Genomic DNA, 26,904 nt, shown 5'->3' with positions numbered 1-26,904 from the left:
GAGGAGCGACACAAGGGAACTGTGAATTCAGCTCCCTTGGCGCCAAGCTATACGGGCGAAAACCGCTGCGGCGCTACGCCAGCCCGGTGCTTATGTTGGGGCAGGGGTCCATGGCGAGTTGCACTGTCGCCAAGCCTATTGCGTCGCCTGGTAAAGCTCCGAAGCGGCCTCTTTCAGGGCGCGCCGACCATCGGATCGGAAATACATCATGTGCCCGCCCTCGACGACATCGAGACGGATAGGCTTGGCATTGGCGAGCGACGGGATCTGGTTCACCAGGTAGCGCGAGGCGAGGTAAGGCGTGACCAGGTCGGTGTAGCCGTTGACGATCACGACGCCGAGCGAGGGGTTCAGCGAGCGTGCTCGCTGCAGATCGTCCATTACCCCGGCATAGCCTTGCCGTGACGCGCTGGTCCCGTAGTCCCAATTATGGCTGATTTCGCCATTGAGCAGCCGATAGCTGACATCGGTGCGGAAATGCAGTTCGTCGCTGATATAGCCGACGAACGCCGACGTCAGCGCCGGCACGCTGCGGTCGAGCACCGGATCCGGGCCGGCGATGCGAGCGCTCTCGGGCGCGATGTCGGCCGTGCCGATCGTGGCGTCATAGGGGCTGAGCACCTTGCCGCTGGCGCGGGCGAACTCCCTTGCGAACAGGCCGGTGGGAATGCGGGCGGAGTTCCGCTGCACCAGGTCGAGCGGCAGGCCGGTGATGTCAGCCACGCGTTGACTGGCCAGCCGCCTGCCTTGCTCCAGTCCGCTGGTGAGCGCCGTAAGGTAATCGCCCATCGCATAATGTTCGACGTCTGCCAGCTTCTCCCGCAATGCATCGCCGCTGACGCCTTCGGCGCGCAGGCGCACCGCCGCCAGTGAAGGCAGTTCGAGCGCCCAATGCAGCGGCTCGAATTCGTCGGGCTGCACCAGCGTGAACTCCAGCGCCGGGGAGATCAGCACGATGCCGTTCGGACTGATGCCGATATCTTCCTGCAATGTCCTGGCGAGCAGCGCCGCGCGGAACCCGCCATAGCTTTCACCGGCAAGGAACAGCGGCGACCCGGTGCGGCCGTTCTGCGCGAGATAGAGCCGGATGAAGGCGCCAATCGAGCTGGCATCCTGGTTGACGCCCCAGAAATCGCGCGTGTCCTGCCCCGGTGCCTCGCGGCTATAGCCGGTTCCCACCGGATCGACGAAGACGAGATCGGTCATGTCGAGCCAGCTGTCGGGATTGTCGATCAGTCTTTGCGGTGACGGCAGGAATTCGCCGTCGGCTCCCATTGCGATTATACGCGGGCCGAGCGCGCCGATGTGCAGATAGGCGGACGCTGCTCCAGGGCCGCCGTTGAACACGAAGGTGATCGGCCGCTGCGGGTCTTTGGCCCCGCTTGCCGGCGGCTCCAGCGTGTAGGCGACATAGAAGATCTCCGCCGTGACGTCGCCCTTGCCGGAAAGCAGCGACAGGGTGGCGGCTTTTGCCTGGTAATCCAGCTTTCTTCCGGCCAGCGTGATCGAATGGTTGGTTGTCTGCGGCGGCGGCAGCAGGGACAGAACGCCGCCCGAGGGCGCCGGCCGCTCCGCTGTTTCAGCCAGGACGGGCTGCGCCAGGACGGCAAGCATCGGCAGGATAAGGCAGATCAGTTTCAGCTTGACCGGCATGATGGCTCCGCGACAACGACTCCCGCATAGGTATGGCCGAGAGGTTCGAAGTCAAAGGAAATGGCTGTTTTGAACTTCTAACGGCTTGCGCTACTGTGAGCCGGAATGCAGTCGAACGTTTCCCTCGATCAGTTTGGACGCTGGAGCGGCGGTGTGGCCGCTGCGGCCGTTGCCGCGACTCCCGAAGAATTGTCGGCTCGCTTCACGGCAGCGGCGAGCGAGTTGCTTGGCTCCGACCGCGCCTATGTCGGCTTTTACCGTCGCGATATCACGTCCCTGACCATCGACGATGCCGGCCCCGATCGCTGGAACCGCGACTACGATGCACGACTGTATCGCCAGGATCCCTTCTTCCAGAGGTTCGCCAGCACAAGGCAGGATTTCCTGTTGCCGCTGTCGGCACTCCGCAATGGCGACTTCCAGCGCACCCCCTACTATCGCGAATTCTTCGGCCCTTCCGACAGTTTCGACGAGATTACCGGCGTCTTCAATCTCGACGGGCTGACCGCTGGCTATGTCACTTTTCTCAGGCGAAACGGGGCAGAACCGTTTGGCGAGCAGGATTTGGCAACGGCTTGCGCGGCAAGCAGCGCGACAAGGCTCATTTTGGAAAGATTGCTTCATCTGTGCCGCTTCCGGCACAAGGGCGCCGCAATCGGTGACGCTCGCTCGCGGCTGAGCAGGCGCGAGGCCGAGATTGCGCGGCATCTGGTCGATGGCGGCAATGCCAAGAGCATTTCGCGAAGTCTCGCCGTCTCGCCCGGCACCGTCCGCAACCACATCAAACAGATCTACCGCAAGCTCGGCGTGCACTCCCAGGTCGAGCTGCTGGCGACCCTCCGCGACGTCGCTCGGGATTGACGGCTTCCGAGCGGCGCTAAAAGCGCTCCGCGCTTTCCCGGAAAAACCGCTGCGCACTTTTCCCGGAATTGCTCTATTGCCCCGTCACGATGCGCGTCCACATGCGGTTTTGTGATCGCAGCAGCTTTGGGTCGTTGTTGTCCACCACAAACAGCTTGGCCTTCACGGCATCAGGCGGAAAGACCCCGGGATCGCTGGCTATCGCCTTGTCCATCAGCGGCAGGGATTCCGGTATCGCATTGGCGTAGGAGACATAGCTGGAATTGGCCGCGGCGATATCGGGCCGCAGATTGAAGTCGATCCAGGCCTGGGCGTTGTCGGGATGCGGCGCATCTTTCGGCACCGCCATCGTATCGAAGTTGATGAGCGTGCCTTCCCTGGGAATGAAATAGGCGATCTCCAGCTTCTTCACGGATTCCGCCGCACGGGTCCTTGCCTGGAGGATGTCCCCCGACCAGCCCAGCACCACGCAGATGTCGCCGTTGGCGAGGTCGTTGATGTATTTGGACGAATGGAAATAGCGGATGTAGGGCCGCACCTTGCCCATCAGGTCCTCGACCTTGGCGAGGTCGTCGGGACTGGTCGATTTGGGGTCGATGTGAAGATAGTTCATCGCCATCGGGATGACTTCCGCCGGCGCATCGATCATGGCCACGCCGCAATCGGAGAGTTTTTTGACCACGTCCACGTCGAAGACCATGGCGAAGGAATCCGTCGGCGCGTCCGGCAGCCTCTGCTTCACCGCGGCGACGTTGTAGCCAATGCCGTCGGTGACGGCCATATAGGGCACGGCATGCAGGTTCTGCGGGTCGGCGCCCGCGATCAGCGCCAGGGCCTGCGGATCGATCTTCGAATGGTTGGCAAGCTTCGATTTGTCGAGTTCCAGGAACGCCCCCGCCTTCACCTGGTTCTTCAGGAACGGATAGGCTGAGGGGTAGACCACGTCATATCCCGAGCCGCCGGTGAGCAGCTTGGTTTCAAGCACCTCGTTGCCGTCATAGACATCGTAGCGAACCTTGATGCCCGTCTCCTTCTCGAATTTCTCGGCCGTGTCCTGCGCGATGTAGTCGGACCAGTTGTAGACGTTGACGATCTTTTCCTCGTCAGCCGAAGCCGCATTTGCGCAGATGCCGCAGGCAAGCAGGGTTGAGAAGATCAGAGCGCGCATAAATGTCCTCCGTTTTCGCTATCTGTTTTGGGCATGCCCCGTCCCTCAACGCCGTTGCGGGGCATAGACCGGCAAGGTGATGCAGGCGACATTGCCGCCACCCAGCAGGATCTCGCGTGAGTTTTCGATGCCGACTATCTTGTGGTCGGGAAACAGCTCGGCCAGCGTCTGCTTGGCTTTCACATCGAGATCGCAGCCGAACTGCGGTACCACCACGACGCTGTTGCCCGGATAGTAGTTGATGTAGCTCGCCGCGATCCGGTTTCCGGCCGGTCGCGCCCAGGTCGAATCCAGCCGGTCCACGCTGTCGCTTTCTTCCGGCGTCATCTCGATCGGCAAGGGGTGGGGCAGCCGGTGAACTTCCAGCGGGCGGTCGCGCGCGTCGCGGGCCGAACGCAACACCTCTTCGGCTTCCCGTACGATCTCATATTGCGGATCCTCCCGATTGTCGGTCCAGCTCAGCACGACGACCCCGGGGCGCACGAAACAGCAGACGTCGTCGACATGGCCGTCGGTCTCGTCGAAGGCGAGGCCGCGTGGCAGCCAGATGACGGTGTCGACACCGAGATAGTCGCCGAGCTGGCGTTCCACCTCGGTCTTGCCGAGGTGGGCGTTGCGATTTCGGTTGAGCAGGCATTGCTCCGTCGTGATGAGCGTACCTTGGCCATCACATTGCAACCCGCCACCCTCGGCGATCAGAGGTGCGCGGTAGCGATCCATGTTCTCGATTTCGAGCACTTTTTGCGCCGCCAGGTCATCCAGGTCCCATGGCGAATAGAGGCCACCGTCGAAACCGCCATAGGCGTTGAAGATCCAATCGACGCCACGCACGTCGCCTTGATCGTTGACGACGAAATTGGGACCGCTGTCGCGCAGCCAGGAATCGTTGGTGGACATCTCCACGACCCGCACATGACCGGGCAATCGCGCTCGGGCATTCTGCCACTGGCGAGCAGAGGCCACCACCGTCACCGGCTCGCTTTGCGCGATCGCCGCGGCGACATCCACGAACAGCTTTTGCGCGGGCTTGGCGCCGAGGCGCCAGGTGTCCGGTCGCTCCGGCCAGATCATCCAGCAGCCTGATTTGAGTTCGAATTCGCCGGGCGCGCGAAACCCATCCTGTTTCGGCCTTGTCGAAAGGGTACGGGGCATCTTGGGACCGCCGGGAAATGGAGTGATGACTTGCCCGGATCAGACGTTTTTGGGACCTTGTCCGTCAATGTCCCATTTGGGATATCGGTGTTGGCGGCTGTCTCCTGTTGCGGAACGGCATTGCCTTCCCACGGTGATCGGCGCAAATCTCGACCGGACGGCGTATGCCGGTGACGCAAGCAGTCGACGAAAGGGGAAAGCGGATGGATGCGACCGAACTGAAGGCCATGCAGGCGCCGCTGAAGCAGGCCTATCGTGACGATGCTTCGCAGGCTCTGATCACGCTTCGCGCCAGGGGCTCGATCGATGACCAGTCGGTTGCCTGCAAGGTGGAGACGGGCAGGGCGCTCGCCATCGCCGGCCTGCATCCGGCAACAGGCGGCTCAGGGCTTGAACTCTGCTCGGGCGACATGCTGCTGGAAGCGTTGGTCGCCTGCGCCGGGGTGACGCTGAAGGCGGTGGCGACGGCGCTCGAGTTCAAGCTCGGCGCCGCCACGGTGGAAGCCGAAGGCGATCTCGATTTTCGCGGCACGCTCGGCGTTGCCAAGGATGCACCGGTCGGCTTTCGCGCCATCCGGCTCAATTTCACCCTCGACACCGCTGAGCCGCAGGAGCGGATAGACTCGCTGCTGAAGCTGACCGAGCGTTATTGCGTGGTATTCCAGACCATCAGCCAGAAGCCGGAGCTGACGGTCAGCGCACGCCGCTGATGCTTACTGCGCTGACGGTTCTTCGGCGTCGCCCTCGTCAGTGAATGGCGAGGCGCTCGGCACGCATTGTACAGACCAGCCGGCCGGTGTCGGCTGTTTCTGATACTCGGTGATGGCGGCGGTGCACTGTTCGCGCTTGTCGAAGGTGCTGGGCAGCACGACCATGCCGCCTTGCGGGCCGGCGATTACCAGATACCAGACCAACGCTGCTGCGGTCGTAGCCATGGGGATTTCCTCATTCTGCCAGTGGGCGCTTGTTGTGGGAGTCGCTGTGATCCTTACCAACTCCACGGAAATGACGAAAGCATGACGGCGGCGCAGCCTTCCATCGTCACATCACAGCCGCGTGATGGGACGATGGGTTCCAGCCCAAATTTCGAAGCCCAATCGGCTCAGTTGGTGGCAAAACAATAGAACAGGCCGTCGCCACCGGTGCCCTTCAGCGCCTCCTGACTGCAGCCGCCGCGCGAGGCATGCGAGGAATTCCAGGATTTGGCGGCTGCCGAATCGTCGAGGCCCGTGCGGTCATGATGGCCCATCATAGCGGCGCCTTCCGCCCCGCTCATCGTCCAGTCGCCGCAGGTCTGGTCGGCGATCCTGGTGCCGTCGGGCTTGGAGCCGGTCAGCACGTCGTGGCGGTTGGGCGTGTCGCCGCGGCCGTTGACCGCTTCGCCTTTCTCGTTGAGCGCTGTCTGCTTGGTGATGCCGTTGGCATCGCTGTGCAACGAGGCGACATGGTCGGCGATCTTGACGCCCTTTGCGTTCACCCATGGCCCCTTGCCGATGCGGTCGCGGGCGTCGGTGTCGCTGGTCGACAGATAGGCGGCCCAACTTTTGCCGGTGACGCCGGCGGCTTCCGCCAGCGACGCGCAATGCGCGTCGGCGCCCTTGAGGCCGCCGAGGTCGGCACCCTTGCCGGAACCGACACTGGTGACGAAGAAGCTCATCTTGCCATCTTGCGAGAGGGCTGCGCCGACTGTGGCGGCGAGGGCGGCCGCGATGGCCGTGGTGGCAACGAGAACAAGTCTGCGCATGTCGATCCTCCAGTTCGAATGGTTACGTCAGAGGAAACGTTGCCGGAGGCCTATTTAATCCATCTCGCAGTCAAGTTTTATTCCGGCTGGCGATAGGCGACGAAGCGATTGTGCTTGGCCTGGAAGATCAATCCGGTCTCTTTCAGCTCCGGCCTGGCCAGCGGTACGATGCGTTTGGCGATCTCGGCGGGGTGCGGCAACGTCTCGGGATCTTCGCCCGGCACTGCCTGGGCACGCATGGCGGTGCGGGTGGCGCCGGGGTCGGCGGCGTTGACCCGGAGCGGCAGGCTCTGCGTCTCATGCGCCCAGGAGCGCATCATCGTCTCCACCGCGGCCTTGGAGGCCGCGTAGGGCGCCCAGAAGGCACGCGCCGAGTGCGCTGCGTTGGAAGACAGGATGATCGCTCGTCCAGCATCGGAGAGCCGCAGCAGGGGGTCGACCGAGCGGATCAGCCGCCAGGTCGAGGTGACGTTGATGGTCATCACCTTCTCGAAGGTTTTTGCTTCGACATGACCGATCGGCGAAATGACGCCGAGCACGCCGGCATTGGCGACGAGAATGTCGAGCTTGCCCCAGCGTTCGTGGATGGCGCCGCCCAGGCGGTCGATACCGGCCATGTCGGCGAGGTCGAGCGGCACCAGTGTCGCCTGGCCGCCGGCCGCCTTGATCTGGTCGTCGAGCTCTTCCAGTCCTCCGACAGTGCGCGCCACCGCAATGACATGCGCGCCGGCGGCAGCCAATTCCTTGGCAATGAAATAGCCGATACCGCGCGAGGCGCCGGTGACGACCGCAACGCGGCCGGAAAGGTCGAGGGTCATGCGATGGATTCCGGGAATTTGACTAACGCTGATGACGGTCCGGCCTACGTCCCGCTCGTCGCCAGCAGCGACAGCGTTCGCACATTGTCGTGGCCTTCGAAGTCGAGCAGGCGGGTCGGATACTGGCCGGTGAAGCAGGCGTCGCAGAATTGCGGCTGGTCGTTGTCGCGGTTGGCCTCGCCGACCGCGCGGTAGAGCCCGTCAATGGTGAGGAAGCCGAGCGAATCGACGCGAATGAACTCGGCCATCTCCTCGATCGACATGCGCGATGCCAGGAGCTTCGATTTCTCCGGCGTGTCGACACCGTAGAAGCAGGAGGCGCGTGTCGGCGGTGAGGCGATGCGCATATGCACCTCCTTGGCACCGGCGTCGCGCACCATCTGCACGATCTTCTGACTGGTGGTGCCGCGCACGATACTGTCGTCGACCAGCACCACGCGCTTGCCCTCGATCATGCGGCGGTTGGCATTGTGCTTCAGCTTGACGCCCATGTGGCGGATCGAATCGCCCGGCTGGATGAAGGTGCGGCCGACATAATGATTGCGGATGATGCCAAGCTCGAAGGGAATGCCTGCGGCCTGGCTGAAGCCGATCGCCGCCGGCGTGCCCGAATCCGGCACCGGCACGACGATGTCGGCCTCGACCGGGCTTTCGACCGCCAGCTCGGCGCCGATGCGCTTACGCACCTCATAGACGTTACGGCCTTCGACCGAGGAATCCGGCCGCGCGAAATAGACATATTCGAAGATGCAGAAGCGGGTCTTCTGCGGTTCGAAGGGGAACAGGCTCTCGATGCCCTTGGACGTGACGACAACCATCTCGCCGGGCTTCAGGTCGCGAACGAAACGCGCGCCGATGATGTCGAGCGCGCAGGTTTCGGAGGCCAGGATCCAGGCGCCGTCGAGATCGCCGAGCACCAGCGGCCGGATGCCGAGCGGATCGCGGCAGCCGATCATCTTCTTGGCCGTCATCGCCACCAGCGAGAAGGCGCCCTCGACCTGGCGCACCGCATCGATGAAACGCGAGTTCAAGTCGCGTTCCTTGCTGGTGGCGACGAGGTGCAAAAGCGTCTCGGTATCGGAGGTGGAGGAGAAGATCGCGCCTTGCTTCTGCAGCGCGCGCTGCACGGTCATGGCGTTGGTCAGATTGCCGTTGTGGGCGACGGCGAAGCCGCCATCGGCCAATTCGGCGAAAAAGGGCTGGATGTTGCGCATGCCGGCGCCGCCAGTCGTGGCGTAGCGCGTATGGCCAATGGCGCGGTTGCCTTGCAGGCTGTCGATGACGCGCTGCTTGGTGAAGGTGTCGCCGATCAGGCCGACATGGCGTTCGACATGGAACTGGCTGCCGTCATAAGAAACGATGCCGGCCGCTTCCTGGCCGCGATGCTGCAGCGCATGCAGGCCCAATGTGACGATGGCTGCCGCGTCCTGCCGGCCGAAAATGCCGAACACACCGCATTCGTCGTGGAAATGGTCGTCGGCCTCGGCGGAAAGCACGTCGTCTGCGTCTGCCATCTTAAGCTCCGCTAAAATCGCCATATAATGCGGGTTCGCGCCGAAAGCAACGCTGGCCGTGCGATCGTTCACACCATCGTCAGATCCTGACGCCGTTGTCGGCGTCAGTTTGCCGGTGCCGCCGGTGCCGGAGCGGCCGGGGCGTTGTTCGCCGGTGGTGTTGCGTCATTGTCGTCAGGCGCCGGCGTGTTGGCATCGTCGCCGCCCGCCGGAGCATCCGCGGCCGGTGCGTCCGGAGCCGCTGGCGTCTCGGCGGCCGGCTGATTCGGATTGAGCTTTTTGAGGATCGCGTTTTCCGGATCCTCGGGCAGCAGGCTTTCGAGCTTGGCGCCGATCTGCTCGAGCAGCGGCCGCGACTTGGCCTCCGTGACCCAGGCTGGTGCCTTGGCGCCGGCCAGCCAGTTGAAGAACAGCAGGGCGACGGCAACGACCAGGATGCCGCGCGCGGCGCCGTAAAGGAAACCGAGCGTACGATCGAGTGCGCCGATCCTGGAATCGATGATCCAGTCGGCTAGCTTCATGGTGATGACCGAGACGATGATCAACGCGATGATGAAGACGACGCCGGCCGCGGCCGCCATGGCGACCTTTTCATTCTCGATGTAGGGCGCGAGGTAAGGCACAACCGGCTTGTAGAAGAAGAACGCCGCCGCTGCCGCCGCTGCCCAGGAGACGACGGACAGGACTTCGCGCGAGAAGCCGCGAACCATGGCGAGCATCGCCGAGACCAGAGTGAAGCCGACGAGAATTCCGTCAAGCAGCGTAATCGGCATGTCTTTCGCCCCACTCCATGAGCCGCATTATAGCGCGGAGCATCGGGTTCTGGGTCCGATGCTCTAATCTTCTTCGTCCACGCGGCTTCGGCGTGAGCCGGCTATGCGTGCCACGAGGTCGGCAAGCTCGGTCGGCTGGAAAGAACCGGCCCCGATCCCCCCGGCCAGTTCCCCGCTGCCCGAGGGCAGAACCGCGCTTCCAAAACCCAGCTTTTCGGCTTCCTTGAGGCGCTGTTGCGCATGCGCAACCGGCCTCACGGCGCCCGAAAGGCTGATTTCGCCGAAATAGACGCAATCGGCGGGAAGGGCAAGACCGGTGAGCGAGGAAACCAGGGCGGCCGCCACTGCCAGATCGGCCGCGGGCTCCGAAATCCGGTAGCCTCCGGCGACATTGAGATAGACATCGTGAGTGCCGAAGCGCACGCCGCAATGGGCTTCGAGAACCGCCAGGATCATCGACAGCCGGGCGCCGTCCCAGCCGACGACGGCGCGGCGCGGCGTGCCGAGCGAGGAGGGTGCGACCAGTGCCTGGATCTCGACCAGCACCGGCCTTGTCCCCTCCATGCCGGCGAAAACCGCCGCCCCCGGCGATTTGGCATGGCGTTCGCCAAGGAAAAGCTCGGACGGATTGGCGACCTCGCGCAGGCCCTTGTCCGACATTTCGAAGACGCCGATCTCGTCGGTCGGTCCAAAACGGTTCTTCACCGTGCGCAGGATGCGATAGTGATGGCCGCCTTCGCCTTCGAAGTAGAGCACGGCGTCGACCATGTGCTCGACGACGCGCGGCCCGGCGATCTGGCCTTCCTTGGTGACATGGCCGACCAGCACGATCGCCGCCCCTGTGGATTTCGCATAACGGATCATCGCCTGGGCGGCGGCGCGCACCTGTGTGACGGTCCCAGGCGCCGAATCGGCAAGGTCGGTCCACAGCGTCTGGATCGAATCCAGGATGACGAGATCAGGCCGCTTGCCGTCGGCGATCGTCGCCAGGATGTCCTCGACATTGGTCTCGGCGGCAAGTTCCACCGGAGAAGAGGCGACGCCAAGCCGCTGCGCCCGCAGCCTGATCTGCGCGACCGCCTCTTCGCCGGAAACATAGACGATGCGATGGCCTTTTGATGCCAGCGCCGCGGCCGCCTGGGTGAGCAGCGTCGACTTGCCGATGCCGGGGTCGCCGCCGACCAGCAACGCCGAGCCGCGCACGAAACCGCCGCCGGTGGCGCGGTCGAGTTCGCCAATGCCCGAGATGATGCGCGGCGCGTCCTCGATATCGCCGGACAGCGTGGTCAGCACCACCGCGCGGCCCTTGCGGGCATTGCGCGTGTTGGCTGGTCCCGAGCCGATGCCGCCGGACGTGCCTTCCTCGACCAGCGTGTTCCACTCGCCACAGGCATCGCATTTGCCGGCCCAGCGCTGATGCACCGATCCGCAACTCTGGCAGATGAATTGGACGCGTGACTTTGCCATTACGTCGCCGCAGGCTGAAAATTGGGAAAGCGGGGCGTTCCTTCACACCCCCCTCTGTCCTGCCGGACATCTCCCCCGCAAGGGGGGAGATTGGCAGTTTTGACTACAGCACCATCTCTGCCACGTCGGCGATTGGCGAAATCGGTAACGACATCCAATCTCCCCCCTTGCGGGGGAGATGTCCGGCAGGACAGAGGGGGGTGTGACAGAGCGCGACGGTAGGTCAAAAAGCTACTCGAACCTTTCCGGCAGATGATGCTCCTCAGCGAGGTCGGAGAAGCGGGTGAACTCGCCCTGGAAGGCAAGGCTGACGGTGCCGGTCGGGCCATGGCGCTGCTTGGCGATGATCACTTCGGCCTTGCCCTGGACCTCGATCATCTTCGTTTCCCAGGCGAGGTGCTCGGGCGTGCCTTTCTCCGGTTCCTTGTTCTTGATGTAATATTCCTCACGGTACACGAACAGCACGACGTCGGCATCCTGCTCGATCGAGCCCGATTCGCGCAGATCGGACAGCTGCGGATGCTTGTCGTCGCGGCTTTCGACCTGACGCGAGAGCTGTGAGAGGGCGATGATCGGCACGCCCAACTCTTTGCCGAGTGCCTTCAGTCCGGTGGTGATCTCGGTGATTTCCTGGACGCGGTTCTGCGACGCCTTGGCGGACGAACCCTGCATCAGCTGGATATAGTCGATGACCATCAGGTCCAGCCCGCGCTGCCGCTTGAGGCGGCGGGCGCGCGCCGCGAGCTGGGCGATCGAGATACCACCCGTCTGGTCGATGTAGAGCGGGCGCTTGTGGTTCTCCTGCGTGTAGGCGACAAGCTTGCCGAAATCGGCTTCCGTCAAATCGCCGCGCCGGATTTTCGACGATGGAATCTCGGTCTGCTCGGAGATGATGCGGGTGGCCAGCTGCTCCGACGACATTTCGAGCGAGAAGAAGCCGACGACGCCGCCATTGGCCGCCTTGACCGAACCGTCGGCCTGCTGGGCAGGCTCATAGGCGGCCGCGATGTTATAGGCGATGTTGGTGGCCAGCGACGTCTTGCCCATGCCTGGGCGGCCGGCGATGATGATCAAATCGGATGGCTGCAGGCCGCCCATGCGGTGGTCGAGATCGCGCAGGCCGGTGGCAATGCCGGATAGGTGACCGTCGCGCATGTAAGCCGCACTGGCCATGTCGACGGCGTTCTTCAACGCATCGGAAAAACTCTCGAAGCCGCCATCGTAGCGGCCGTTTTCGGCCAGCTCGAACAGGCGGCGTTCGGCGTCCTCGATCTGTTCGCCGGGCGCCATGTCGACCGGCGCGTCATAGGCGATGTTGACCATGTCCTCGCCGACGGTGATCAGCGCGCGGCGCGTCGCAAGGTCATAGATGGCGCGGCCATAGTCGGTGGCGTTGACGACGGTAACGGCCTCCACCGCCAGCCGCACGACATATTGCGCCATCGTCATGTCGCCGACTTTCTCGTCGGCCGGCAGGAAGGTTTTTAGCGTTATCGGCGTCGCGACCTTGCCCATGCGGATGAACTCGGACGCCACCTCAAAGATCTTGCGGTGCAGCGGCTCGTAGAAATGGCTGGCCTTGAGGAAGTCCGAGACGCGGTAGAAGGCATCGTTGTTGACCAGGATCGCGCCGAGCAGCGCCTGCTCGGCCTCGATGTTGTTGGGCGCTTCACGATAAAGCGGTGTTTCCGCCACGCCGAATTTTCGCGCTGCTTCTGCCATGATGTCCCCGATTTCGATCCCGGCTTCTCGATATCAGAACGTGACAAGTCCATGCTGACTTATCTGCACCAGTGCCTGTCCAATCAGCTTTGATACCCGCGATTCACAGCCGAGTTTTTTCGGTGGAAAGAATCGCAATTGACTCGAATCGAAAGAACGATTGTAGCGCATTCGCAGGGAGAACAAAACGGGAAAACAAGAATGGTGCCCTGTGCAGCCATCCCGCTCAAAGCTGACCGAGTCGCCCCTCGATGAACCGGCGTTCCGCCGGTTGCCGGGTCAACTCGATCGCCCGCCGGTAGGAGGTCCTTGCCGCTTCGGTCAAGCCAAGCCTGCGCTGCATGTCTGCTCGCGCCGCGTGCGCCAGATGGTAGCCGTCCAGCCCGCCTTGTCCCATGACCGCCTCGATTGCCGCCAGTCCGGCCTGCGGGCCGCCGCGCATGCCTATGGCCGCGGCGCGGTTGAGTGCCACGACCGGCGAGGGGTCGACGCGGCCGAGTACATCGTAAAGCGCGACGATCTGTACCCAGTCGGTCTCCGCCGTGCCGGCCGCCTCGGCGTGGACGGAAGCAATGGCCGCCTGCAGGATATACGGTCCGATGCGGCGCGAGGCGATCGCCCGACCGATCAGGCCGTCGGCCTCGGCGATCAACGAACGGTCCCACAGCGTGCGGTCCTGATCCTCCAGCAGGACAAGGTCGCCGCTGGCATCGACCCGCGTCGCGCGCCGCGCCTCGTGCAGCAGCATCAGGGCAAGCAGCCCTTGCGCCTCCGGCTGGTCGAGCAGTTCGACCATCAGCCGGCCGAGCCGGATCGCCTCGGCGCACAGATCGGCCCGCGTCAGGTCCGGCCCCTCGGTTGCCGCGTAACCCTCATTGAAGATCAGGTAGATCACCTGCAGCGCACTCTCGAGACGCGCCGGCAGGTCGTCGCGGTCCGGCACTTCGTAAGGGATGGCCTCGTCGCGGATCTTCGCCTTGGCCCGCACGATGCGTTGCGCAATGGTCGGTGCCGGCGTCAGATAGGCGCGGGCGATCTCTTCGGTGGTCAAACCACCCACTTCGCGCAGGGTCAGGGCGATGCGTGCATCCGGCGCCAGCGCCGGATGGCAGCAGACGAAGATGAGCCCCAATTCATCGTCCTGGATGTCTTCCGGCATGGCCGGCTCCGGTGTCGGCTCGGCCAGAGCCGTGAGCTCGGGCAGAGCCCCGGCCAGCCGCGCTTCCCGGCGCCAGCGGTCGATGGTCCTGAAGCGGCCGGCCGAGACCAGCCAGGAATAGGGATTGGCCGGCACACCCTGGCGCGGCCATTGCTCGGCGGCAGCGGTGAAGGCCTCGTGCAAGGCCTCCTCCGCCGCGTCGAAACCGCCGAGCAGGCGGATCAAGGTCGCCAGCACGCGCCGCGCCTCGGTGCGGTAGGCCGCCTCCAGGGCGTCGCGCGGGCCGGCGGTGCTCACAGGACCGGCGGCGGCTGGCTGAAGTCGACGACCGGACGGACTTCGATAAAGCCGATCGTTGCCAGCGGATGGCCGCTCGCCACCCGCACCGCTTCATTGAGATCACGGGCTTCGATGACGATGATGCCGCCCAGGATTTCCTTGGTCTCCATGAACGGGCCGTCGACCGAAGACATCTTGCCGTCGCGGACCTGCACGGTCATCGCCTCTTCCGGCAACACCAGGGCTTCGGCGGTTACGAAGTGGCCGCTGGCCCTGAGCACCTCGTCATATCCGGCGCATTCGGCCAGCACGGCGTTGGCTTGCGGGCTGCCGCCGAACAGCGTCTTGGGGTGGTAGTAGATGAGACAGGCATAACGCATGGTGGGTTTCCTTTTCCAGGATTGTCGAAACTAGGGTTCTTGGGATCAGGCGTCGAGGATCGGTGCGAAGCCGCCATGGACCCGGCGCTGGTTGTCGTAGGGCATGGTGTCGGCATACATGCGCGGATCGGCAATCACCTTCTTCCAGGCGTCGTCACGCACCTGCTTCGACGGCCATTCGACCCAGGCATAGACGACAACCTCATCGCCCGTCGCTTTCACGGCGCTGCGGTAATCGGTGATCTCGCCGTCGGGAACATCGTCGCCCCACGCCTCGACGACGCGGGTTGCGCCATGTTCCTTGATCACCGCGGCCTGCTTCGCCGCCACGGCAAGGTAGGCTTGCTTGTTGGCGGCCGGCACCGGCACCAGCGAGCCATCGATATAGCCGGTCTTGCCGGTCGTGTTCAGGTCGATGAACGGCGTGAAACCGCCGATGATCATGTGCTTGCCGTCAAAGGGCATGGACGCGCCGATCTCCGCCATGCGCGGGTCGCTCATCATCGTCTGATAGGCAGCGTCCGCCGCCGCCTTGTCCGCGTATTCGTGCCACGAAAAGGTGATGATTTCATCCGGCTTTGCCTTCACGGCTCCCTTGAAGTCGGTGATCTTGCCGCCGGGCACGTCGTCGCCCCATCCCTCGACCATCCGGGTGGTGCCGAACTCCTTCAGCACCGATGCCGCCTTGGCGACATGCTTGCGATAGGCTTCCTTGTTGGCGGCGGGCACCGCGGCGACAAATCCTGCGATATAGCTCATTGCGTCTCTCCTGTTGGCTGATGCCGTTTGACACTCTTGGCGTCTCGAAAGATCCGAGAACGCCAATGGTCGAACGGCACGGCCTGGATTCGACATCGCTCCGAATTTTTCTTCGGAGCGGTTCGAAACGCCACTGCCGCCTATTCGGAACCCAGCCTGTCGCCCCAGTCCAGGCGCCGAGCCAGCTTGAAGTCGGCGCCGTCGCGCTTGGTGAACAAGCGCTCGGCGGCGGTGCCGTCGTCCTGGCAAAGCTTAAGCAGAACCTTGCCGGAGCCGGACTTCGGCGGCGCAAGAACCCGCGCTTGGTGTGATGTGGGTCCGTCGCGAGAAGCCGCGACATAGATGAACTTCTCGTCTTCCCACGGCACGTCGGCATCCTTGGCCAGCCGATGCAGGCGCGAGCGGGCGACGCGGCGGGAAAAATGGCACCAGTCGGGCTGGACCAGCGGGCAGGGCGCCTGATGCGCGCAAGGCGCTAGCACATGCGCGCCCGCCTCGATCAGCTGCCGGCGCACGGCAAGGATGCGCTGCCAGCCGGCGGGGGTGCCCGGCTCGACCACAAGCAGCGTGTCGGCGGTGAGTTGCCAGAGCCGGTCGATGAGCTTCGGCAGTGATGCGGGAGCGATTTCATCGAGCACATAGGCGCAAGTGACCAGATCGGCCGACTGGAGGTCGGCAAGGTCGATGGTGGCATCACCCGCCAGCCACCTCGTCTGTGCGGCAATCGCACCGGCGGCAAGTGTCTCGCCGACCTTGCGTACCGCCGCACTGGCTTCGAACAACACAGCCTGTTCGAGATCGGGCCACAGCTCAGTCGTGGCCCAAAGCGCAGTACCAGGACCCGCGCCGACATCGAGCAGGCTCTTGGGTTGGAAGGCGGGCTTGGCATCGCTCAGCGCATCGAGACTGGCGCGGATCGCGGCATAGGTCGCCGGCAGCCGCGTCGCCAGATAGGCTTTCACCGCCAGATCCTCGGCCATGTGCAGACGGCCGTCGCGCAATTCGGCACGATAACGGTCGGACAGCGTTTTTGCCGCTTGTTTGAGTATCGCCAGCGGAACGTTTTCGAGCAAGCGCTCGACACCTTGGCGAAGGGATGCCGGCAACTCCATCTCACGCGCCCCGCGGGACGAGAAGGATCACGGAAGCGCCGGCAATGCAGAGCGCCGCGCCGGCAAAATCCCAGCGGTCGGGGCGCACGCCCTCCACCAGCCACAGCCAGCCAAGCGATGCCGCAATGTAGATGCCGCCATAGGCGGCGTAGGCGCGGCCGGCGGCTGACGTGTCGACCAGCGCCAGCAGGAGGCCGAACAGGGCAAGCGAGCCGAGGCCGGGAAGAAGCCAAAGCGGTGACTTTTCCAACCGCCACCAGGCCCAGAACGAAAAGCAGCCGGCGATCTCGGCCAGAGCGGCGGTGGCATAGAGAACGTAGGTCATGAAAAAGGTTCCGCGACGGTCACGGGACCTTTTTCAGTGCAGGCGCCGGCAATGGCAAGCGGCAATGCTATTCCTGGTCCGCAACCTTGCGGCGACGAGCCGGCTTGGCGGTCGGGCTCTTTTTGACGGGAGCCGTTTCACGATGCCCCATATCGCGTATCTCGAGCGCCTTTTCGCATTTGGCCATGTAGTCGCGCGACATCGGCAGCGTATCGTTCTTCTTGGTGATCTGGATCTGGAAGATGACCAGGTCCTGCCAGCGGAAGGCGGCTTCCGAGGCCGCCAGATAGAATTCCCACATGCGGCAGAAGCGCTCGTCATAGATCGCCTTGGCCTTGTCGCGGTTGGTAGCGAAGCGCTCGCCCCAGTGCTTCAGCGTATCGGCATAGTGGAGCCGCAGGATCTCGACGTCGGTGACGACCAGGCCCGACTTTTCGATCGCCGGCATGACTTCCGAGAGCGAAGGGATATAGCCGCCCGGGAAGATGTATTTGCGGATGAATGCGCTGGTCGCCCACGGCACGCCGGAACGACCGATCGTGTGCAACAGCATCACGCCATCGGGCTTGAGCAGCGTCGCGCTCTTGTCGAAGAACGTACGGTAGTGGTTGACGCCGACATGCTCGAACATGCCGACCGAGACGATGCGATCGAAACGCTCGTTGAGTTCGCGGTAGTCCTTGAGCTCGAAATGCACGCGGCTTTCCAGCCCTTGCGCGTGCGCCCGGTCGGTGGCGACGCCATGCTGCTCGGTCGACAGCGTCACGCCCTGCACGTCGACGTCGAACGCTTTGGCGAGGTAGAGGCCAAGCCCGCCCCAGCCGGAGCCGATGTCGAGCACCGTCTGGCCGGCTTTCAGCCGGAGCTTGGCGGCGATGTGGCGCTTCTTGGCGGCCTGCGCTTCGTCCAGCGTCATGTCCGGCTGCTCGAAATAGGCGCAGGAATACTGCATGTCCTGGTCAAGGAAGAGCCGGTAGAGGTCGCCCGACAAATCGTAGTGGCGCTGCACGTTGCGGCGCGAGCGCGAGGCGGTGTTGATCTGCTGCAGGCGGCGGAAGGCGTGGCGCAGCCCTTCGATGGCCTTCGACCAGGTGGCGTCGATGCCGCCGCTGCCCATATTCTGGAAGGCGATGCGCATCACGCCCAGCACGCCGCCTTCGAGGATGTCGAGTTCGCCGTCCATGTAGGACTCTGGCACTGCCAGCATCGGATCGAAGGTGATGGCGCGCTCGGCATGCGCCGTCTTGATATGCATGTGCACCGGTTCGCCGCTGCCGTCGCCGAAAACCACAGCCGAGCCCTTGGGGCCGGTCACCTTGAGATTGCCGGTGCGCACCAGGCGGTCGAGAACGCGCTTCAACAGAATATTCATGACCAAATGTCCCCTCTCGGCCAAACAGGCTGCCTTGGCGCGTGACCGCGAAAATCGGGATCGATTTCGCCGGGGGTCTTGCGCCGAACCAAAGTTGCACAGCGTGCTTTGCGCGGCCAAAGGACGCGCTACGCCATAGTCTGCAACAATATATAGGGGTTCGAAAAGTTCCATTTGGCACAAAAATGCCCGGGCGAGAGACCCGGGCATTGGTCCAGCATGGCTGGATGACGGCAAAGTGATCGGAGCTTGGCTTTAAGTCGTGATCAGCCCATGGCTCCAATCGTCTTGCGAAGTGTGATCAGGCGTTGTCTTCGCCGCCCTCGAACTCGGTGTTCGGATCGAAGAAGTTCTCCGGCCGGGCGTTGTCGTTGATGTCGTCGCCATAGATGGCTTCGGCGGTGGTCAGTGTCTCGCCCTTGGCCTGGCGCTCGGCTTCGTCGGCCGTGCGGGCGATGTTGAGCGTGACGGTGACCTCGACTTCCGGATGCAGCGCGATCGCCACATTGGTGACACCGATGGTCTTGATCGGCTGGTTGAGCAGGATCTGGTTGCGGTTGATCGAGAAACCTTCCGCCGTCAGCAGATCGGCGATGTCGCGGGTCGAAACGGAACCGTAAAGCTGCCCGGTTTCGCCGGCGGAGCGGACGGCGATGAAGCTCTTGCCGTCGAGCTTTTCGGCGATCTGGGCCGCTTCCGACTTGCGCTCGAGGTTACGGGCTTCGAGTTGGGCGCGCTGGCCTTCGAACTTCTTCTTGTTGGCTTCGTTGGCGCGCAGCGCCTTGCCCTGCGGCAGCAGGAAGTTACGGGCAAAGCCGTCCTTGACCTTGACGGTGTCGCCCATCTGGCCGAGGCGGGAAACGCGTTCGAGAAGAATGACGTCCATGGTTTTGTTCCTTCGGTTGGGCGCCAATCGATCGATGAGATCGGCGCCGAATGTCTCTGGAACAGGTCAGGAAGCTTGAGCGCCGGGGGCGCTGGTGACGCTGTCCTGCCTGTCGCGGCAGTTAGAGGTTTTTGACCTCAACCCGGGATTTGATGTCCAACCCTGCGGCGCCCGTCGCCGTGGGAGAAGAGCGGGCGGCGAGCCGCCCGCATTGACGCTATTAGCGAACCACGTAGGGCAGCAGGCCGAGGAAGCGGGCGCGCTTGATTGCCTTGGCGAGTTCGCGCTGCTTCTTCTGGCTGACGGCGGTGATGCGCGACGGCACGATCTTGCCGCGCTCGGAAATGTAGCGCTGCAGGAGACGCACGTCCTTGTAGTCGATCTTGGGCGCGTTGGCGCCAGAAAACGGGCAGGTCTTGCGGCGGCGATGGAACGGGCGCCGGGTCGGGATCTGATTGATGTCGACCATTATTCTGCACCCCCTTCAAAGCCTTCGCGCGGACGGCGCGGACCACGATCGGCACCGGCGTCGCCGAACGAGCGCGGCGGACGATCGCCACGGTCGCCGCGATCACGGTCGCCGAACGAGCGCGGGCCACGATCGCCACGGTCGCGGTCGCCGAAGCCGCCGCGTTCCGAGCGCTCTTCGCGCTTCTGCATCATGGCCGACGGGCCTTCCTCATGCGCCTCGACCTTGATGGTCAGGAAGCGCAGCACGTCTTCGGACAGGCCCATCTGGCGCTCCATCTCGTTGAGCGCGGCCGCTGGGCAATTCAGGTCCATCAGCGTGTAGTAAGCCTTCCGGTTCTTGTTGACCCGGTAGGTGAGGGACTTCAGTCCCCAATTCTCGACCCGGCCGACGGACCCGCCATTCGCGGAGATGACACCCTTGTACTGTTCGACAAGAGCATCGACCTGCTGCTGCGAGAGGTCCTGCCGGGCAAGAAACACATGTTCGTAAAGAGCCATTATGTCTTATGCCTTTCTTCGTTTCTCTCCCGGTTCCCGGCGGCAAAAGCCTCTGCAACTTCTCTGACCCGCAAACCCTCGAAGGGGCAGGGGGAAGAAAGGAGCATAACGAGACGGTCGAGAGCGGAGACACGGGAGGCGGAAGCACTTCCGGCTTCACACGAAGGTTCTAAAAAACCTCCGGCCCTCCGTTCAGCCCCCAGCAAGGACCGGCAGATTGCGGGCGTCTATATAGCAATCCGACCGTAAAGCAAGGGCAAGCGGCATTCCCGTGTGTCCCACGTGACGATCGGGGAGCAGCAACGGCGGAAGTTGTGGTTTCCGGGAACCACGTCTTAACCACACTAGAAGGTTGTGTGGAGTTGAAGCCCAGCCGTCAACGGTCGATTCATCATGGAAGGCGCAAAAGCCCGGACGACCGCACAAAAGCGGCAAGCATTTCCGGGGGTAAGGATGCTTCTCGACAAATTCTGGCGCTCGAAGAGCGGCAATTTCACGCTTGTGCTGGCACTGGGTTTGCCGGTCATCCTGACAGCAGTCGCTTTCGCAACCGATGTCTCGACCCTTATGCGGGCCAAGAGCAATTTGCAGAACGCTCTCGATTCGGCAAACCTTGCTTCCTCGCACCTTGGCGATCTCGACATCACCCGCAATGACGCTTTCAACCGCTATTTCCAAGCCAACATCGTCGGTCATGGCGAGCTCGGCAATGCGCAGGCGACGTTGACTGTCGACAAGGGCGTCAACTTCGTCAAGACAAAGGCGGTTGCCTCGGCGGACGTCAATCTCAACTTCGCCTTCCTGTTCGGCGACAGCAAGCGCATCGTCGTCGATGCCTCGGCGGTCGAATCGAACAACCAGCTCGAAGTCGTGCTGGTGCTGGACAACACCGGCTCGATGGCCGGCGCGCGCATGACGGCGTTGAGGACGGCGACAAAATCGTTGCTCGACACGCTCGAAGCGGCGAAATCGCCGACGCGCAAGATCCGCGCCTCGCTGGTTCCTTTCGTAACCGCTGTCAACGTCAATGGCGACGGCTTCGATCCGTCCTGGATCGACATGGACGGCAAGTCCTCGACCAACGGCGTCAATTTTCCTGTCATCGACGGCAAGCGACCGAACCACATGGCGCTTTTCAAACAGCTCAAGAAGACCGGATGGACCGATGCCGGATGGAATGGCACCGGATGGAAGGGTTGTGTCGAGGCGCGGCCAGGCGCTTACAATATCTCCGACACGCCACCCGACACGGCCAAGCCCGACACGCTGTTCGTGCCGTACTTTGCGCCGGACGATCCCGAAGACGCCCAAAAGCCGTCTGGCGCCTATGGCAATTCGGACAAATACTACAACAACTCCTACCTCAACGATGTCAGCGACAAAACCAGGCTTGCCCAGTCGGGCATCAACATTCTGGGCATCGATCTCAGCAACCTGCTCGGCAACCTCATCGACCTTTTGTCACCCGATGACAGGGCTGCCAGGGAAAAGATCGCCAAATATGTTGCGCCCGCCAAGGAACTCATCACCGAGACCGGCTCTCCCATCACTATCGGCCCGAACCGTGCGTGTCCGACCCCGGTGGTCGCCCTGACCGACGATTTCGACAAGCTGCGCAAGGCAGCCAGTCAGATGACCGAGTGGAACGGTTCGGGCACCAATGTCTCCGAGGGCCTGTCATGGGGTATGCGGGTGCTGTCGCCCGCCGCGCCCTACACCGATGGAGCGCCGTGGAAGACGCCCGGCATCAGCAAGATCGTGCTGTTGCTCACCGACGGTGAGAACGTCGTCTATGGCGCCAGCCAACAGCCGACGAAGTCTGACTACACATCATATGGCTATCTGGCCGGCGGCCGTTTCGGATCGGATAACCAGACGACGGCGGCACGCAACGTCGATGGCTGGACCAAAAGCGTCTGCACCCAATTGAAGGACCAGGGCGTACAGATCTACACCATGGTGCTGCAGTCCGACACCGCAGCCAACCGCACGCTCTACAGCGCCTGCGCCTCTGATCCGAGCGGCTATTATGCAGTCAACGATCCGACCAAATTGCCGGACGTCTTCCAGCAGATTGCCAACAAGTTCTCAAAGCTGCAATTGACGAACTAAAGGCGGTCTCAACTCGTATGGGCGGCGACAATCTTGTCGACCGTTTCGGGGAAGAAGTCGGGTGCCGCGTGGCGTTTGCCGAACATCATATCGTACTGCAGCAGGCGGAAATCGCGGATCGCCGGATCGATCTCCTTTTGTCGCGCCCAATCGGGCGTGGCTTCGCCAGCCGGCGTCAGCAGAAGATTGCGGTCGACGACACGGTAGCGTTCGCTCATCTCGCCCAGGAAGCCGGTGTAGTAGGGATGGCTGATCCCGGCCGTTTTCAGGATATGATAGGGCAGGAAGGCTGGGCTGACGGCACCCATGTGCTCAGCCGGTCCGGTGCGGTTCGACCAGATGACCAGCGGCGTCTCGTGGTGTTCGAGGGCGGCCTCGGGCGACGCTTCCTTGCGCGGCGCGACATTGTCCTTGAGGAAGCCGGTTTCGACGTAGACCGGCCCCAGCGGCGGCAGATGATCGCCGAAGAAGGCGATCACGGTGGGACGGGAGCGTTTCTTCGCCCATTCGACCAGGCGTTCAAGGCCGCGATCCGCATCGGCTGAACCCTCGGCATAGCTAAGCAGCGATTCGCGCGCCCATTGGCTGATCGGCGCCTTCACCGTATGCGTCGGATTGTAATAGCGGTTCGGCTCGTAAGGACCGTGGTTTTGCAGGCTGACGGCAAAGAAGAACACTGGCTCGTCGCTGGCGTCGGCCTCGCTGATGATCTCGTCGGTCATCGCCGCGTCCGATGCCAGCGGCCCGCGCTTTTGCATGGGCGGCAGCGTCTCTTCCGACTTGAAGTCGTTGAAGCCGAAATCGGCGTAGACCGCGCCACGGTTCCAGAACCAGTTGGTGCCGGGATGGATGGCGCGCGCCCGGTAACCCTGGCTCTTGAGGAAGGTTGCCAGCGAAGGCGTCGGCGTGCGCACATATTGCTGATAGGGGATGCTGCCGGCCGGCAGGAAAGCGTTGGAAAAGCCGGTCAGGGCCTCGAACTCGATGTTGGCGGTCATGCCGCCGAATTCCGGCGAGAACATCGAGCCCGAGCGCAGCGCCCGCACGTTGGGGATCGGATCGGGCGTGATGGTGACGCCGGGCAGCTTGGTCGGATCCCAGAAGGATTCGCTCATGACGATGATGATGTCGGGCTTCTCGGCCGGCACCGAGGCGGTTACATCAGGTCTGCCGATCGCCGCGATCGCTTTGTCGGTATAGCCTGGCGGCGCCGAGACATGCGCCATCGGCACATTGAGGGCGAAGGCCAGCGCAAAACCGTTGGAGGCATAGTTTTCCTTCTGGTCCCACATGATCGGGATGATCTGCAGCCGGTCCCTGGTCCAGGAGAAGGTGGCGTAGTCCATGATCGAAACGAAGAAGGCGAGCAGCGGCACGGCCAGCGTCAGCCGGGCAAGGCGGCCCTTGCGGCTGAGCGCGGGAACCTTGCGGCGCCACAGCCGCCAGCCGTAGACGAGCAGCGACAGGCCGGCGACGATGCCGACGACCATGGCGAGCGCGGTCATCGGCCGGTCGCGCACCAAAAGCGGCAGCAGCGCGAAGATCTGGCGGGCATAGAGGAAATCGGTGGGATAGAGCGGATCGCCGAGATAATGCGACTTCTGGTGGCCGACGAAGGCAAGGGATAGCGTCAGCGGCGCGACGATCATCAGGCTCTGATGGCTGCGGCCGAGCACCGCATCGAGGCCGATCAGGATCAGCGCGAAGACGACGATGGTGGTCCAGCCGGGCTTCAGCGGCTGCAGGAAGAAGGAGACGGTGCCAGCAAAATCGCCGCGCACGATCAGTTCGATCGCAAACACCAGGACGGCCGCGATCGCCAGGCTGACAAGCCCATAGCGCACGACCGGCCATCTCCTGCCCGGCAGATAGCCGGTGGAGGGGTCGTCTTCCAGGAACTGTGGCGCGGGCTTGCCGGCGCGTTTGTAACTCTTTGCCACTTAAACTTCCCCACCCAGCGACAAACACGTCACTCGATTGTCATGGAATTGTCACGCAAAGCTAGCGCCTGTGGCCAAAATAAGAAGAGCCAGCAAACGAATCGTGAGCGGTTTTCATCAGGAGTGATCGCCAAAAAGCCTTTCGGAACAGGCACTCGGCGGATGAGGCGGCCGTCGGGCAGGGTCGAACCGGGCTTGACTTGGCGCCCCGCCATGCCTCACAGGCAAGAAAAACCCGTCTTCAGGCAAGCAAAACCAGCCCTTGGGAGCCCTCGCATGGCCGTCGCATTCACCTTTCCCGGACAAGGCAGCCAGGCGGTCGGCATGGGCAAGGATCTCGCCGACGCCTTCCCCGAAGCGCGCAGGGTCTTCCAGGAAGTCGACGACGCACTTGGTGAGAACTTGTCGAAGCTGATCTGGGAAGGGCCGGAAGAGGCGTTGACGCTGACCGCAAACGCGCAGCCGGCACTGATGGCGGTGTCCCTGGCCGTGGTCCGGGCGCTGGAATCGCGCGGCTTCTCGCTGAAAGGCAAGGTCACCTATGTCGCCGGTCATTCGCTGGGCGAATATTCGGCGTTGGCCGCTGCTGGCTTCGTTTCGGTTGCCGATGCCGCCCGGTTGCTGCGCATACGCGGCAATGCCATGCAGGCGGCGGTGCCGGCCGGCGAGGGCGCCATGGCGGCGATCATCGGATTGGAACAGGCCGATGTCGAAGCAGCCTGCACCGAGGCATCCAAAGGGTCGGTCTGTCAGATCGCCAACGACAATGGCGGCGGTCAGCTGGTTATTTCCGGAACCAAGGCTGCGGTCGAACTGGCGGCGAAACTGTGCACGGAAAAGGGCGCCAAGCGAGCGCTGATGCTGCAGGTTTCCGCGCCTTTCCACTCCGCGCTGATGGCGCCCGCGGCCGACGTCATGCGGGAAGCCCTGGCCGGCGTGACAAAGAATTCGCCGGTGGTTCCCGTCCTATCCAATGTCACGGTTAGCCCGACCAGCGATCCGGACGAGATCGCCCGCCGCCTGGTCGAACAGATAACCGGCCGCGTGCGTTGGCGCGAGACGGTGGAGTGGTTCGGCGCGAACGGCATCACCACGCTTTACGAAATCGGCGCCGGCAAGGTGCTTTCAGGATTGGCGCGGCGCATCAACCGCGACATTGCCACCGCGTCGGTCGGCTCCGCGGCTGAGGTCGAGGCGGCGTTGGCGGCGCTTGGTTGAACGGCTTGACTTGAATTCGCTGATGCGCGGCCACATGAATACGTGCATCGCAACTAAGGTGCGGCATGTCCACATCGATCCGTCTTTCTCCTGAGATCAGGCTGCGCCTGGATGTTCTCGCGTCCAAGACTGGGCGCAGCAAAGCCTATCATATGCGTGAGTTCATTGAGCGCGGCCTTGAGGACGTAGAAGACTACTACCTTGCCGCCGAGGTGCTGGCACGGATCAGGAGCGGCGAGGAAGGTATTATGAAAGGCGACGACTTCTGGGGCTGTGATGTCTACAGATAACCGTTATCCGGTTTGAGAGAAGGAAAAGACATGTTCGAATTGACTGGCCGCAAGGCGCTCGTCACCGGCGCATCGGGAGGCATCGGTGAGGCGATCGCCAGGATGCTGCATGCGCAGGGCGCGATCGTCGGCCTGCATGGCACCCGCGTCGAGAAACTGGAAGCGCTGGCCAGCGAGCTTGGCGACCGGGTCAAGCTGTTCCCGGCCAACCTGTCGAACCGTGACGAGGTCAAGGCGCTCGGCCAGAAAGCCGAGGCCGATCTCGAAGGCGTCGACATCCTGGTCAACAATGCCGGCATCACCAAGGACGGGTTGTTCGTGCGCATGTCGGATGCCGACTGGGACACCGTGCTCGAAGTCAACCTGACCGCCGTGTTCAGGCTGACCCGCGAACTCACCCATCCGATGATGCGCCGCCGCCATGGCCGCATCATCAACATCACCTCGGTGGTCGGCGTCACCGGCAATCCCGGCCAGACCAATTATTGCGCCTCAAAGGCCGGCATGATCGGCTTTTCCAAATCGCTGGCACAGGAGATCGCCACCCGCAACATCACCGTCAACTGCGTCGCCCCGGGCTTCATCGAATCGGCGATGACCGACAAGCTCAACGACAAGCAGAAAGAGGCGATCATGGCGGCGATCCCGACGCGGCGCATGGGCACCAGCGTTGAAGTCGCGTCCGCCGTCGCTTATCTCGCCTCCAACGAAGCCGCCTACGTCACCGGCCAGACCATCCACGTGAATGGCGGCATGGCGATGATCTAACGAGGTTCGGCAGCAACGCCGGCGGGTTGTGAAAAGAGACCATTTCGGCTTGGACCTCAGCTATTTTTCGTGTAATGCGGCCCGCAACCCGGCGGTTCGGGCAAAAACCGGTCCGTAGTCGTTGCGTTTCCGGCAGGACCATCTTTCAGCTTGATTAGCGGCATTCTGCCCGCTAACGAAGACAGACAAACAAAAGACGAGGATGCCCAAATGAGTGACACCGCAGAGCGCGTCAAGAAGATCGTCATCGAGCACCTTGGCGTCGATGCCGACAAAGTGACGGAGCAGGCGAGCTTCATCGATGATCTGGGCGCCGACAGCCTCGACACGGTCGAACTCGTCATGGCGTTCGAAGAAGAATTCGGCGTCGAGATTCCCGACGATGCGGCTGAGACCATCCTGACCGTTGGCGATGCCGTGAAGTACATCGACAAGGCTTCGGCCTGACGCTTTCCGCAGTCAT

Annotated in this window: 27 protein-coding genes; 7 read left to right on the top strand and 20 right to left on the bottom strand. The window is 63.1% G+C overall.

Going from position 1 to position 26,904, the window contains the following annotated elements; all coding sequences use genetic code 11:
- Positions 1–135: 135 nt before the first annotated feature.
- Positions 136–1,653 (bottom strand): S10 family peptidase, encoded by a 1,518-nt coding sequence (locus tag NKI99_RS03470; protein WP_352442162.1) that lies wholly within the window; start codon positions 1,651–1,653, stop codon positions 136–138.
- Between the two features lie 153 nt (positions 1,654–1,806).
- Between NKI99_RS03470 and NKI99_RS03465 the strand changes: the two genes are divergently transcribed.
- Complete coding sequence (locus NKI99_RS03465; RefSeq protein ID WP_352609775.1) at positions 1,807–2,514, top strand: helix-turn-helix transcriptional regulator; 708 nt, start codon at positions 1,807–1,809, stop codon at positions 2,512–2,514.
- Between the two features lie 73 nt (positions 2,515–2,587).
- Here NKI99_RS03465 and NKI99_RS03460 read toward each other — a convergent pair whose 3' ends face one another.
- The gene (locus NKI99_RS03460) at positions 2,588–3,682 is read right to left on the bottom strand and encodes a polyamine ABC transporter substrate-binding protein (protein WP_352609773.1); all 1,095 of its coding nucleotides are present in this window, start codon (positions 3,680–3,682) and stop codon (positions 2,588–2,590) included.
- A gap of 45 nt (positions 3,683–3,727) precedes the next feature.
- Entirely contained in the window at positions 3,728–4,834 is a 1,107-nt protein-coding gene (gene aguA, locus NKI99_RS03455; protein ID WP_352609770.1) for an agmatine deiminase, read from the bottom strand.
- A gap of 203 nt (positions 4,835–5,037) precedes the next feature.
- Between aguA and NKI99_RS03450 the strand changes: the two genes are divergently transcribed.
- Positions 5,038–5,544 (top strand): OsmC family protein, encoded by a 507-nt coding sequence (locus tag NKI99_RS03450; protein WP_352609768.1) that lies wholly within the window; start codon positions 5,038–5,040, stop codon positions 5,542–5,544.
- 3 nt (positions 5,545–5,547) lie between these two features.
- On the opposite strand, the gene NKI99_RS03445 is transcribed toward NKI99_RS03450, so the two are convergent.
- The 16 genes from NKI99_RS03445 to rpsF form a co-directional block, all read right to left on the bottom strand.
- Positions 5,548–5,769, bottom strand: coding sequence for a hypothetical protein (locus tag NKI99_RS03445; RefSeq protein ID WP_013532531.1), 222 nt, complete (start codon positions 5,767–5,769; stop codon positions 5,548–5,550).
- Positions 5,770–5,936: 167 nt separating this feature from the next.
- Positions 5,937–6,578, bottom strand: a complete 642-nt coding sequence (locus tag NKI99_RS03440; RefSeq protein ID WP_352609765.1) for a hypothetical protein — start codon at positions 6,576–6,578, stop codon at positions 5,937–5,939.
- Positions 6,579–6,655: 77 nt separating this feature from the next.
- The gene (locus NKI99_RS03435; protein ID WP_352550555.1) at positions 6,656–7,396 is read right to left on the bottom strand and encodes an SDR family NAD(P)-dependent oxidoreductase; all 741 of its coding nucleotides are present in this window, start codon (positions 7,394–7,396) and stop codon (positions 6,656–6,658) included.
- Between the two features lie 44 nt (positions 7,397–7,440).
- A complete protein-coding gene (purF, locus tag NKI99_RS03430; RefSeq protein WP_352609763.1) occupies positions 7,441–8,910 on the bottom strand; it encodes an amidophosphoribosyltransferase in 1,470 nt (489 codons plus the stop codon).
- A gap of 104 nt (positions 8,911–9,014) precedes the next feature.
- Positions 9,015–9,683, bottom strand: a complete 669-nt coding sequence (locus NKI99_RS03425) for a CvpA family protein (protein ID WP_352609760.1) — start codon at positions 9,681–9,683, stop codon at positions 9,015–9,017.
- Between the two features lie 63 nt (positions 9,684–9,746).
- Positions 9,747–11,150, bottom strand: coding sequence for a DNA repair protein RadA (radA, locus tag NKI99_RS03420; protein WP_023813748.1), 1,404 nt, complete (start codon positions 11,148–11,150; stop codon positions 9,747–9,749).
- Positions 11,151–11,381: 231 nt separating this feature from the next.
- The gene (locus NKI99_RS03415) at positions 11,382–12,872 is read right to left on the bottom strand and encodes a replicative DNA helicase (RefSeq protein ID WP_127261333.1); all 1,491 of its coding nucleotides are present in this window, start codon (positions 12,870–12,872) and stop codon (positions 11,382–11,384) included.
- Positions 12,873–13,098: 226 nt separating this feature from the next.
- Positions 13,099–14,328, bottom strand: a complete 1,230-nt coding sequence (locus NKI99_RS03410) for an RNA polymerase sigma factor (RefSeq protein WP_352609758.1) — start codon at positions 14,326–14,328, stop codon at positions 13,099–13,101.
- Positions 14,325–14,690 (bottom strand): YciI family protein, encoded by a 366-nt coding sequence (locus NKI99_RS03405; RefSeq protein ID WP_128303068.1) that lies wholly within the window; start codon positions 14,688–14,690, stop codon positions 14,325–14,327. The genes NKI99_RS03410 and NKI99_RS03405 overlap by 4 nt, the downstream gene beginning before the upstream one ends.
- A 45-nt stretch (positions 14,691–14,735) precedes the next feature.
- Positions 14,736–15,449: a DUF1428 domain-containing protein gene (locus NKI99_RS03400; protein ID WP_352609755.1), complete on the bottom strand. Its 714-nt coding sequence runs from the start codon at positions 15,447–15,449 to the stop codon at positions 14,736–14,738.
- 140 nt (positions 15,450–15,589) lie between these two features.
- Complete coding sequence (locus NKI99_RS03395; protein ID WP_352442170.1) at positions 15,590–16,561, bottom strand: small ribosomal subunit Rsm22 family protein; 972 nt, start codon at positions 16,559–16,561, stop codon at positions 15,590–15,592.
- Position 16,562: 1 nt separating this feature from the next.
- Positions 16,563–16,886 (bottom strand): YnfA family protein, encoded by a 324-nt coding sequence (locus tag NKI99_RS03390; RefSeq protein WP_352442171.1) that lies wholly within the window; start codon positions 16,884–16,886, stop codon positions 16,563–16,565.
- A 67-nt stretch (positions 16,887–16,953) separates the two neighbouring features.
- Positions 16,954–18,258 (bottom strand): cyclopropane fatty acid synthase, encoded by a 1,305-nt coding sequence (locus NKI99_RS03385; protein WP_352609751.1) that lies wholly within the window; start codon positions 18,256–18,258, stop codon positions 16,954–16,956.
- Between the two features lie 301 nt (positions 18,259–18,559).
- A complete protein-coding gene (gene rplI, locus NKI99_RS03380; protein WP_127289263.1) occupies positions 18,560–19,144 on the bottom strand; it encodes a 50S ribosomal protein L9 in 585 nt (194 codons plus the stop codon).
- A gap of 220 nt (positions 19,145–19,364) precedes the next feature.
- Complete coding sequence (gene rpsR / locus NKI99_RS03375; protein WP_006203718.1) at positions 19,365–19,613, bottom strand: 30S ribosomal protein S18; 249 nt, start codon at positions 19,611–19,613, stop codon at positions 19,365–19,367.
- A complete protein-coding gene (gene rpsF, locus NKI99_RS03370; RefSeq protein ID WP_013532520.1) occupies positions 19,613–20,113 on the bottom strand; it encodes a 30S ribosomal protein S6 in 501 nt (166 codons plus the stop codon). The genes rpsR and rpsF overlap by 1 nt, the downstream gene beginning before the upstream one ends.
- Before the next feature lie 453 nt (positions 20,114–20,566).
- Here rpsF and NKI99_RS03365 point away from each other — a divergent pair, with 453 nt between their 5' ends.
- On the top strand, positions 20,567–22,225 hold the full coding sequence (locus tag NKI99_RS03365) for a pilus assembly protein TadG-related protein (RefSeq protein WP_352609748.1): 1,659 nt from the start codon (positions 20,567–20,569) through the stop codon (positions 22,223–22,225).
- Positions 22,226–22,233: 8 nt separating this feature from the next.
- Here NKI99_RS03365 and NKI99_RS03360 read toward each other — a convergent pair whose 3' ends face one another.
- Entirely contained in the window at positions 22,234–24,165 is a 1,932-nt protein-coding gene (locus NKI99_RS03360) for an LTA synthase family protein (RefSeq protein ID WP_352442174.1), read from the bottom strand.
- 276 nt (positions 24,166–24,441) lie between these two features.
- On the opposite strand from NKI99_RS03360, the gene fabD reads away from it, so the two are divergent.
- From fabD to NKI99_RS03340, 4 genes are all read left to right on the top strand, one after another.
- Complete coding sequence (gene fabD, locus NKI99_RS03355) at positions 24,442–25,383, top strand: ACP S-malonyltransferase (protein ID WP_352442175.1); 942 nt, start codon at positions 24,442–24,444, stop codon at positions 25,381–25,383.
- A 65-nt stretch (positions 25,384–25,448) separates the two neighbouring features.
- Positions 25,449–25,673, top strand: a complete 225-nt coding sequence (gene relB / locus NKI99_RS03350; protein WP_023813761.1) for a type II toxin-antitoxin system RelB family antitoxin — start codon at positions 25,449–25,451, stop codon at positions 25,671–25,673.
- Between the two features lie 30 nt (positions 25,674–25,703).
- Positions 25,704–26,441: a 3-oxoacyl-[acyl-carrier-protein] reductase gene (gene fabG, locus NKI99_RS03345; RefSeq protein ID WP_023813762.1), complete on the top strand. Its 738-nt coding sequence runs from the start codon at positions 25,704–25,706 to the stop codon at positions 26,439–26,441.
- 210 nt (positions 26,442–26,651) lie between these two features.
- Positions 26,652–26,888 (top strand): acyl carrier protein, encoded by a 237-nt coding sequence (locus NKI99_RS03340; protein ID WP_006203723.1) that lies wholly within the window; start codon positions 26,652–26,654, stop codon positions 26,886–26,888.
- Positions 26,889–26,904 lie beyond the last annotated feature (16 nt).

Origin of the sequence: Mesorhizobium sp. M0239 (assembly GCF_040321815.1) — a bacterium.
GTDB lineage: Bacteria > Pseudomonadota > Alphaproteobacteria > Rhizobiales > Rhizobiaceae > Mesorhizobium.
The sequence above is the reverse complement of the archived record's forward strand: the minus strand, read 5'-3'. Positions and strand labels throughout refer to the sequence as shown.

Bases quoted from the DNA above. Each gene is read 5' to 3' on its own strand.
- NKI99_RS03470 (WP_352442162.1), bottom strand. From the start codon at position 1,653: ATGCCGGTCAAGCTGAAACTGATCTGCCTTATCCTGCCGATGCTTGCC.
- NKI99_RS03460 (WP_352609773.1), bottom strand. From the start codon at position 3,682: ATGCGCGCTCTGATCTTCTCAACCCTGCTTGCCTGCGGCATCTGCGCA.
- aguA (WP_352609770.1), bottom strand. From the start codon at position 4,834: ATGCCCCGTACCCTTTCGACAAGGCCGAAACAGGATGGGTTTCGCGCG.
- NKI99_RS03450 (WP_352609768.1), top strand. From the start codon at position 5,038: ATGGATGCGACCGAACTGAAGGCCATGCAGGCGCCGCTGAAGCAGGCC.
- NKI99_RS03445 (WP_013532531.1), bottom strand. From the start codon at position 5,769: ATGGCTACGACCGCAGCAGCGTTGGTCTGGTATCTGGTAATCGCCGGC.
- NKI99_RS03440 (WP_352609765.1), bottom strand. From the start codon at position 6,578: ATGCGCAGACTTGTTCTCGTTGCCACCACGGCCATCGCGGCCGCCCTC.
- NKI99_RS03435 (WP_352550555.1), bottom strand. From the start codon at position 7,396: ATGACCCTCGACCTTTCCGGCCGCGTTGCGGTCGTCACCGGCGCCTCG.
- purF (WP_352609763.1), bottom strand. From the start codon at position 8,910: ATGGCAGACGCAGACGACGTGCTTTCCGCCGAGGCCGACGACCATTTC.
- NKI99_RS03425 (WP_352609760.1), bottom strand. From the start codon at position 9,683: ATGCCGATTACGCTGCTTGACGGAATTCTCGTCGGCTTCACTCTGGTC.
- radA (WP_023813748.1), bottom strand. From the start codon at position 11,150: ATGGCAAAGTCACGCGTCCAATTCATCTGCCAGAGTTGCGGATCGGTG.
- NKI99_RS03415 (WP_127261333.1), bottom strand. From the start codon at position 12,872: ATGGCAGAAGCAGCGCGAAAATTCGGCGTGGCGGAAACACCGCTTTAT.
- NKI99_RS03405 (WP_128303068.1), bottom strand. From the start codon at position 14,690: ATGCGTTATGCCTGTCTCATCTACTACCACCCCAAGACGCTGTTCGGC.
- NKI99_RS03400 (WP_352609755.1), bottom strand. From the start codon at position 15,449: ATGAGCTATATCGCAGGATTTGTCGCCGCGGTGCCCGCCGCCAACAAG.
- NKI99_RS03395 (WP_352442170.1), bottom strand. From the start codon at position 16,561: ATGGAGTTGCCGGCATCCCTTCGCCAAGGTGTCGAGCGCTTGCTCGAA.
- NKI99_RS03390 (WP_352442171.1), bottom strand. From the start codon at position 16,886: ATGACCTACGTTCTCTATGCCACCGCCGCTCTGGCCGAGATCGCCGGC.
- NKI99_RS03385 (WP_352609751.1), bottom strand. From the start codon at position 18,258: ATGAATATTCTGTTGAAGCGCGTTCTCGACCGCCTGGTGCGCACCGGC.
- rplI (WP_127289263.1), bottom strand. From the start codon at position 19,144: ATGGACGTCATTCTTCTCGAACGCGTTTCCCGCCTCGGCCAGATGGGC.
- rpsR (WP_006203718.1), bottom strand. From the start codon at position 19,613: ATGGTCGACATCAATCAGATCCCGACCCGGCGCCCGTTCCATCGCCGC.
- rpsF (WP_013532520.1), bottom strand. From the start codon at position 20,113: ATGGCTCTTTACGAACATGTGTTTCTTGCCCGGCAGGACCTCTCGCAG.
- NKI99_RS03365 (WP_352609748.1), top strand. From the start codon at position 20,567: ATGCTTCTCGACAAATTCTGGCGCTCGAAGAGCGGCAATTTCACGCTT.
- fabD (WP_352442175.1), top strand. From the start codon at position 24,442: ATGGCCGTCGCATTCACCTTTCCCGGACAAGGCAGCCAGGCGGTCGGC.
- relB (WP_023813761.1), top strand. From the start codon at position 25,449: ATGTCCACATCGATCCGTCTTTCTCCTGAGATCAGGCTGCGCCTGGAT.
- fabG (WP_023813762.1), top strand. From the start codon at position 25,704: ATGTTCGAATTGACTGGCCGCAAGGCGCTCGTCACCGGCGCATCGGGA.
- NKI99_RS03340 (WP_006203723.1), top strand. From the start codon at position 26,652: ATGAGTGACACCGCAGAGCGCGTCAAGAAGATCGTCATCGAGCACCTT.